The 8868-nt window shown below is 45.6% G+C and carries 8 protein-coding genes; 7 read left to right on the forward strand and 1 reads right to left on the reverse strand.

What is annotated here, in order from left to right:
- Nucleotides 1–351 precede the first annotated feature (351 nt).
- From murG to lpxC, 7 genes are all read left to right on the forward strand, one after another.
- The gene (murG, locus tag B4033_RS11255) at nt 352–1449 is read left to right on the forward strand and encodes an undecaprenyldiphospho-muramoylpentapeptide beta-N-acetylglucosaminyltransferase (RefSeq protein ID WP_286834066.1); all 1098 of its coding nucleotides are present in this window, start codon (nt 352–354) and stop codon (nt 1447–1449) included.
- Between the two features lie 12 nt (nt 1450–1461).
- Nucleotides 1462–2910: a UDP-N-acetylmuramate--L-alanine ligase gene (murC, locus tag B4033_RS11260; RefSeq protein ID WP_286834069.1), complete on the forward strand. Its 1449-nt coding sequence runs from the start codon at nt 1462–1464 to the stop codon at nt 2908–2910.
- 56 nt (nt 2911–2966) lie between these two features.
- Nucleotides 2967–3896 (forward strand): D-alanine--D-alanine ligase, encoded by a 930-nt coding sequence (locus tag B4033_RS11265; RefSeq protein WP_286834071.1) that lies wholly within the window; start codon nt 2967–2969, stop codon nt 3894–3896.
- A gap of 3 nt (nt 3897–3899) precedes the next feature.
- The gene (locus B4033_RS11270) at nt 3900–4754 is read left to right on the forward strand and encodes a cell division protein FtsQ/DivIB (protein ID WP_004813757.1); all 855 of its coding nucleotides are present in this window, start codon (nt 3900–3902) and stop codon (nt 4752–4754) included.
- Between the two features lie 66 nt (nt 4755–4820).
- Nucleotides 4821–6083 carry a cell division protein FtsA gene (gene ftsA / locus B4033_RS11275; RefSeq protein ID WP_286834074.1) on the forward strand — a complete coding sequence of 421 codons (1263 nt, stop codon included), beginning with the start codon at nt 4821–4823 and terminating at the stop codon, nt 6081–6083.
- 160 nt (nt 6084–6243) lie between these two features.
- Entirely contained in the window at nt 6244–7431 is a 1188-nt protein-coding gene (gene ftsZ, locus B4033_RS11280) for a cell division protein FtsZ (protein WP_004813752.1), read from the forward strand.
- Nucleotides 7432–7557: 126 nt separating this feature from the next.
- Nucleotides 7558–8460 (forward strand): UDP-3-O-acyl-N-acetylglucosamine deacetylase, encoded by a 903-nt coding sequence (lpxC, locus tag B4033_RS11285; RefSeq protein ID WP_004813751.1) that lies wholly within the window; start codon nt 7558–7560, stop codon nt 8458–8460.
- A gap of 98 nt (nt 8461–8558) precedes the next feature.
- Here lpxC and B4033_RS11290 read toward each other — a convergent pair.
- Nucleotides 8559–8868 (reverse strand): DciA family protein (locus B4033_RS11290; RefSeq protein WP_286834078.1); only part of this gene is annotated, 310 nt, incomplete at its 5' end.

Raw genomic sequence — 8868 nt, forward strand, 5'->3', positions numbered from 1 at the left:
TAAATAACATAGAAAAAAGAATAAATTTCATGCTGTTTAGACCTAAGTTTAGGTCTGAAAAATAGTGATCAGTGCAATAATGTTTTCGCTTCATCCTGCGATAAAATCTGTTTTATATCTATAAAAAAGAGATCATTGAAATCAATTAATAAAATCCGTTTTTTTCTGAAAATTGAATAAAAATGCAGACCTGATTATAAATACAGTTTAAACTTTAAAATCGTGTGAAAAAAAACAATGAAACGCTCGTTGAAATAAAGTAAATAAACTTTCATGGCTTAGCGATTGTGATTACAATTGACGACTTAAATTACACATCCTGTTTATATTTTAGAATTGAAGAATTAGACCGTGACCGATGCTCAGCAAAAACAGCCTAAACATGTCATGATGATGGCCGCAGGTACCGGTGGACATGTATTTCCAGCGTTAGCCGTTGCAAAAGAATTAGAACAGCAGGGGATCAAAGTGTCCTGGTTGGCAACTCCGGCAGGCATGGAAAACCGACTTTTAAAAAACCATAATATTCCAATTTATCAGATTGATATTCAAGGCGTGCGCGGCAATGGCGTCGTGCGTAAATTGGCGGCACCGTTTAAAATTCTAAAAGCCACTCTTAGCGCCATGAAGTATATGAAACAGCTGAAGGTGGATGCTGTCGCCGGTTTTGGTGGCTATGTCGCCGGTCCAGGTGGTCTAGCAGCGCGAATGCTGGGCATTCCCGTGATTATTCATGAGCAAAATGCTGTAGCCGGTTTTACCAATACCCAGTTGTCCCGTATTGCCAAAAAAGTCTGTCAGGCATTTCCGAATACTTTTCCGGCCCAGGATAAAATTGTCACTACAGGCAATCCGGTACGTAAAGAAATTACTGAAATTTTCAATCCGTCCTGGCGTTATCAGGAACGGGAGAAAGCTGGCCAGCCACTGCGTATTTTAATTGTCGGTGGTTCACTGGGCGCTCAGGCACTCAATGAACGTGTGCCCGAAGCCTTAAAACAGCTGAATGTCCCATTGAATGTTTATCATCAGTGTGGTCAAAATCATGCAGATACGACGCGTGCCCGTTATGCTGATGCACCTGCAACTTTAAATATTGAAGTACAGCCATTTATTGAAGATATGGCACAGGCCTATAGCGATGCGGACTTAATTATCTGCCGTGCCGGTGCGTTGACCGTCACTGAAATTGCCACAGCAGGCGTGGCCGCAATCTTTGTGCCATTACCAAGTGCGGTAGATGATCACCAGACCGCCAATGCCCGATTCCTGGCGAATCTTGGCGCAGCAAAAATCTGCCCGCAAGCCACAATGACCCCAGACAGTTTAAAAGCGCTGCTGGAACCGATGCTGAATCGCCAGCTTCTTATGGAAATGGCTGTAAAAGCACGCCAGCAGGCTCAACCAGATGCAACCCAACACGTGGTTCGTTTAATTCAAGAATTGTAAACCGAGTAAATTATGTCTCCATCAACTCCAGCTGACCAAGCGAAAAAATTAATCAAAGTGCCAGAAATGCGCCGTATCAAACACATTCATTTTGTGGGGATCGGCGGTGCTGGCATGTGTGGTATTGCTGAAGTATTAAAAAACCAGGGTTATAAAGTCTCTGGTTCAGATATTAAAGCGTCCAAAACCACGGCTCAGCTGGAAGAAAACGGAATTAAGGTGTACATCGGTCATGCCGCTGAAAATATTCAGGGTGCCAATGTCATTGTGGTTTCAACCGCCATTGATAAAGAAAATCCGGAAATTAAGACTGCGATTGAAAAGCGTATTCCAGTGGTTCGCCGTGCTGAAATGCTGGGTGAATTGATGCGCTACCGTCACGGTATTGCTGTAGCAGGTACTCACGGTAAAACGACAACCACAAGTCTGGTGACTTGTATGTTGGCCGAAGAAAATCTTGATCCAACCTATGTGATCGGTGGTTTGCTGAACCGTACGGGTGTGAATGCTGCATTGGGTGCCAGTCGTTATATCGTGGCAGAAGCAGACGAATCAGATGCCTCTTTCCTGCATCTGCAGCCAATGGCGACCATTGTCACTAATATTGATGCTGATCATATGGATACTTATGGCGGCAGCTTTGATGTGCTGAAAGATACTTTTGTTCAGTTCCTGCAAAAACTTCCGTTCTACGGCCTAGCCGTGGTATGTGGTGATGATGCCAATATACGCGAAATTATGCCGCGGATCGGTCGCCCACTCATTACCTATGGTTTCAATGAAGACAATGACATTCGTGCGGTTGATATTGAACAGGATGGCATGCAGTCGCACTTTACGGTATTGCGTAAAGATCGTGAGCCGCTGCGTGTTACGATCAATATGCCGGGTGCACACAATATTCTGAATTCACTGGCAGCAATTGGTATTGCGACTGATGAAGGCGTTTCGGATGCTGCGATTTGCCGTGCCCTGGAAAGCTTTAGCGGTGTTGGTCGTCGCTTCCAGGTACAAGGTCAGTTCGAGCTTGAAGGCGGTGATGTGAAGCTGGTGGATGACTATGGTCACCATCCTAAAGAAGTTGAAGCAACCATCAAGGCGGCACGTGCCAGCCATCCAGACCGTCGTCTGGTGATGATGTTCCAGCCGCACCGTTTTAGCCGTACCCGTGACTGTTTTGAAGATTTTGTCGATGTATTGTCCACGGTAGATCAGTTGTTATTACTAGAAGTTTATTCAGCAGGGGAGAAACCAATCGTTGGTGCAGATAGCCGTGCTCTGGCGCGCAGTATTCGTCTGCGTGGTGAGGTAGAGCCAATTCTGGTTGATCCGGTTGAAGGAAACCTCAGCAATGTCATGAAAAATGTGCTACAAGCAAATGACCTGCTGCTGACTCAGGGTGCCGGTAATGTAGGTGCAATTTCAATTGAACTTGCTCAGAATCATCTATATGTAAAGTAGTCGCCGTGTGTGGCTTAGATAGAATTGACCAGATTTAAAAGTTTAAGGATATAAACGTGTCAAATGCTTCAAAATTCGGAAAAGTTGCCGTATTGCTTGGTGGTAAATCTGCAGAGCGTGAGGTTTCGCTAGACAGTGGTACGGCAGTGCTTGAGGCATTGCTGCGTTCTGGGGTGAATGCAGAAGGCTTCGATCCTCAGGAGCGCAGCATCACGGAACTGACAGCTTATGATCGTGCTTTTATCGTACTGCATGGTCGTGGTGGTGAAGATGGGCAGATTCAAGGTGCACTGGAGTGGCTGAATATTCCTTATACCGGTACAGGCGTACAGGGTTCAGCGATTGGTATGGACAAGGTTAAAACCAAGCAGGTTTGGCAAGGTTCAGAACTGCCAACAGCACCTTACCGTATTGTGACCAAAGATTCGAATGCTGAAGAAATCGTTGCAGCACTGGGCTTGCCACTGATTATCAAGCCAGTGCATGAAGGCTCAAGCATTGGTATGAGCAAGGTTGAGAAAATTGAAGACTTTGCCACTGCCATTGCGAAAGCGACTGAACATGATGCCATTGTGATGGCGGAGAAATGGATTACCGGCCGTGAATTCACTATTGTCTTGTTAAATGGTCAGGCACTTCCGGTAATTCGTTTGCAACCACCAGAAGATGTGGCTTTCTACGACTATGAAGCCAAGTATAACCGTAATGATGTACAGTACGGCATTCCATGCGGTCTAAGCGAAACAGAAGAAAAAGAACTGCAAGCCTTGGCTTTACGGGCTTTCCAGGCAGTAGGTGCTAGCGGTTGGGGCCGTATTGATGCCATGCAGGATCAGGACGGTAAGTTCTGGCTACTTGAAGTGAACACGGTGCCAGGCATGACCAGTCATTCTTTGGTGCCAAAAGCGGCAGCAGCAGTAGGCTATAGTTTTGAAGCGCTATGTGTGGCGATTCTGGAACAAACTCTGAACAGTGTGGCTCACTAAGATATGGCTCAACTTCCTGCATCCATGCGCCGCAAACGTGCTGCGATTACATCAATTCACGACAAGCCGCCCACACGAAAAGAAAAAATGGCCAATCTAGGTGGTTGGTTACTGCTGTGTGTGGCGTTTGTAGTACTTGCAGCAGGAATACTGGGATTCTATCGTGTTATGACCGATGCCCAGGTAGCAGAGCTTGAGGTGATTGGTTCTCGTTCGGCGGCAGAAGAACGTCAGATCCTGCAACATGTATCGCCAATTATTACCGAAAATTATTTTACCTCGGATTTAAGATCAGTCCGTGATAAAACTCTAGAATTATCTTGGGTAGATCGTGTTGTGGTATCACGTGCCTGGCCGAATGCAATTCGGGTACGGGTGATGCCGCACCATGCAATTGCACGTTGGGGTACTGGACGTCTGCTCAGTGATAGCGGAAAAATTTTCACGGAAGTACTTCCTCGGAGTTATCCTGAGTTGCCGTTACTGCATGGTCCTGCCAGCCAGGCCAAAACCATGATGCGCCGCTATAACGAAATTAATCAGCTGTTCGCACCGCATGGCATTCGTTTAAAAGAATTATATTTAACGGAACGCATGACATGGTTTATGCAGTTTGATTCGGGATTACGCGTGATTGTGGATCAGGATCAAACCATGAGCAAGCTGCAACGTCTTAGCCATCTTTCCTATAGCGATTTGAAGCCAGTTTGGTCTAGAATTTCTTCAATTGATCTGCGCTATAGAAATGGGCTTGCGATTCAGTGGAAGAATGCAGTTCCACCAAAGATACAAAATGGTCATTTTATTGTAACGAATAATGACACCGGCGTTGAGAACGGCGTTACAGTAAAGCCATAATGTTCGGCTTTGAAAAATAGAGGCTTAGAGCCATAAATTAAACACAGGTAATGGTAGTAACGAATAATGAATGAAGCTGTTCCCTCAGTTGTTGCGATTGACATTGGGACGCACAAAGTTTCAGTTTTGATTGGTAAGGTACATGCGCCAGACAATATCCAGGTCATTGGGATGGCGACTGCTCGTAACCGAGGCATGAATAAAGGGAAAATTGTAAGTCTCGATAAAGTCATTACCGCAATAAAAAATGCCGTTCAAGAAGCGGAAGACATGGCGGAATGCCGTGTACATTCAGCCTGGATTTCAATTCCAAGTGCGGAGCTGAAAAGCTTTTATGCTTCAGGCCGCACTTCAGTTGACAATGCAGAACATACAATTACCACCAGTGAGGTGGTGCGCGCGCTTGAATTGGCCAAAGCCAGTCATCAGACCTCAGATCATTATCTGGTCAGCGCAGTTCCACTAGGTTTCGAGCTGGATGATGCACCGGAATGGGTATTGAATCCGATCCGTATGTCGGCGCACAGCATGACAGGGCATTATCATTTAATGATGTTGCCAATTAGTACCATGCAGAATATTGACCGTGCCCTGAAAGGTGCCAATATTGGTGTAGAGCGCATGGTGGTATCATGTCTGGCCACTGCTGAAGCCAGCTTGCTGAAAGATGAAAAAGAATATGGCGTATGTCTGGTCGACATCGGTGCCGGAACCACAAATCTTGCAGTTTACCTGGATGGTCGTCTGGCATTGACCCATACCATTCAGCGTGGTGGGGAACATGTAACACGTGATATCGCAGCGGTGTTACAGACTACCACTGAAGAAGCTGAACGTATTAAGCTGTTATATGGTTGTGTCGATCTGAAAGTGGTAAAACCGGACCACATGATCCAGTTTCAGGGTATTGATGGACCGCAGACCATTAGCCGGATTGAACTGACTGAGATTATTATTGCGCGTTATAGTGAAATTCTGGGCTTGGTGCGTGATGAACTGGAAAATAGTGGTGCAATGCAGGGGCTGTACCATGGTGTGGTATTAACGGGTGATGCCAGCCATATTGAAGGTATGGTCAGCTATGTACGCCGCACTTTAGGTATATCGGCGCATTTGGGTAATCCGCCAGCGCCAGTACATGCAGAGGAAGCACATCAGGCAGCGCTGCGCCGTTCGCAGTACGCTACGGCTGCAGGTCTGCTGATGTTCAGCCAGAGTGACGCGCAGGAAACTATCGTAGAATCGGAAGAAAATGAAAGACTGTCGGTGACTCAGCGCGTTAAACGTGCCTGGTCAGGCTTTAATGAAACATTGAAGTCAATTTTTTAGTCGACATTTATTGTGAATATTGTTGAGAAGTTGTAGTAAAAAATGCCTGCACTTGACAACTGAGTTGTGGAGCAGCATTCTTAAAAACAATTTTTTATTAAGATCAGGGCAGTATACGGGCTTAGTGACTGCCAGTACTAAATTAGGAATTTTATAGGTCATGGCCTCATTTGAATTTTTTGAAGACGATCAAGACGATAGCATTGGTCAAGCCCGTTTCACTGTGTTTGGTGTAGGGGGTGCGGGTGGTAATGCTGTGCAGCATATGCTGCAATCAGACATCCAGGGTGTAAAATTTGTCTGTGCCAATACTGACAAACAGGCACTGGATCGCATGGAAGCTGAATTTAAAATTCAGCTCGGTGAACAAAGTACCCGTGGTCTAGGTGCAGGTGCAAACCCACAAGTCGGTCAAGCGGCAGCAGAAGAAAGCCGTGAACTGATCCGCCAGCATCTTGAAGGCACAGATATGGTGTTCGTGACTGCTGGTATGGGCGGCGGTACAGGTACCGGTGCAGCACCAGTGGTTGCAGAAATTGCTAAAGAAATGGGCATCCTGACAGTTGGTGTCGTGACTACGCCATTCAACTTTGAAGGTAAACGCCGTTTACAGTCCGCTGAGAAGGGTATTCAAGCCCTGGAACAGCACGTGGATTCCCTGATCATCATTCCAAACCAGCGCCTGCTAAAAGTGTTCCGTGACATCTCGATGAAAGATGCTTACAAGAAGGCGGATGACGTTCTGTTAAATGCAGTACGCAGTATCTTTGATCTCGTGGTACGTCCAGGTCATATCAACCTTGACTTCGCCGATCTGAAAACAGCGATGAGCACACGTGGTTATGCCATGATGGGTGTAGGTCTTGGTCGTGGTGAAAACCGTGCACGTCAGGCAGCTGAACAGGCAATTCGTAGCCCATTACTGGATAACGTTACTATCATGAATGCCAAAGGTATCCTGATTAACGTGACTGGTGGTGATGATGTAACCTTCGGTGAAATTGAAGAAATTACCGATGTTGTGAACCAGATCGTGGACCTGGATGAAGGTCAAGTCTTTTACGGTACCGTATTCGATCCAGATGCGCGTGATGAAATTAGCGTAACTGTAATCGCAACAGGGCTGACCCGTAACTCGGCAGATGCTGCTGAGCCTGCGAAACGTACCAATGTACAGCAGTCACGTCCTGCAACAGCCCCGGCTGCAGTAGATGAAGATGATGTGCCAGCGATTCAGCGTCAACAAACTGGTGCAGGTGCGGCAGCGACGCCGGCTGCGTCTGTTTCAAGCCCACGTCCAACGCCAATGAGTATTCAGGATTATCTTAAAAATCAACAGCGTAAGTAATATGTAACAATATGTGTTTACGATGATTCAACAGAAAAGGTGGCTTTAGGGCCACCTTTTTGTTTTTTATCAATGGCTAAATATGCTAACGTATAGCGGTTTTGTTGATGAACAGATGATAAAAGCATGTTGAAACAGCGTACCCTGAAACGTGTCGTGAAAGCGAGCGGTATCGGTCTTCATAGTGGGCAGAAAGTCATGATTAACTTCGTGCCACACCATGCCGATGGGGGAATTGTATTTCGACGCATCGATCTGAATCCACCAGTTGATATACCCGCCAATGCCATGCTGATCCAGGAAGCCTTCATGTGCTCGAATCTGGTTCAGGAAAATGCCAAAGTGGGTACCATTGAGCATGTCATGAGTGCCATTGCCGGCCTGGGCATCGATAACCTGATTATTGAAGTGTCAGCTTCTGAAGTGCCCATCATGGACGGTAGTGCCGGGCCATTTATCTATCTGCTGATGCAGGGTGGACTTCAGGAACTGCAGGCACCAAAGAAATTTATTAAAATCATCAAACCTGTAGAAGCGCTTATTGATGATAAGCGTGCGGCTTTTAGCCCGCATGAAGGCTTTCAGCTTAATTTCACCATCGACTTTGATCATCCTGCTTTCAAGAAAGAATACCAGTCTGCCACCATTGACTTCTCTACTGAAACCTTTGTATATGAAGTCAGTGAAGCGCGTACCTTTGGTTTTATGAAAGATCTGGACTATCTCAAAGCCAATAATCTGGCTCTTGGTGCAAGTCTGGAAAACGCAATTGGCGTGGATGAAACTGGGGTAGTCAATGAAGAAGGGCTACGTTTTTCAGATGAATTTGTGCGTCACAAGATTTTGGACGCTGTCGGTGACTTATATCTGATGGGTCACCAGATTATCGCTAAATTCGACGGTTACAAGTCAGGCCATGCCTTAAATAACCAGCTTTTGCGTAATGTCAGCAGTGATCCGGATAGCTATGAAATTGTAACATTTGATGACATTGAAACTTGTCCAATTCCTTATGTGAATGTGACATAAGTTATTGTCTTTTAGTGTGTATGTTATATTATAACAATGTAGAATGAGAACTGGTTCTCGCAATTTACATTGTAAATTAACATGATTTGATTTGTATGTTATTTTTTATTGCTTGCCAAACGTAGTAAAGCTTGGCTAAGCTTAGGGTCGCTTATAAAGTCAGCAGCACTACGGAGCATATCCTGTGTTTCTGGGCTTAAGGTTCTTTCGGATTTTTCTGTAATCAAAGGTGTTTTGGATGGATTTCGTAAACACACTTGCAGTTTGGTTAAGTCCTTTAATTCGCTAATTTGAGAGAGTTGTGAAACGTATTGCTTCTGTAAGTAGGCCAATTGAGAAATCATGGCCTGGTTTTCACCAGTAAGCGTTAACACACCATTTTGATAGCAGGCAACCTGCCACTGTTCC

Source organism: Acinetobacter sp. UBA3132 (assembly GCF_002364825.1).
GTDB lineage: Bacteria > Pseudomonadota > Gammaproteobacteria > Pseudomonadales > Moraxellaceae > Acinetobacter > Acinetobacter schindleri.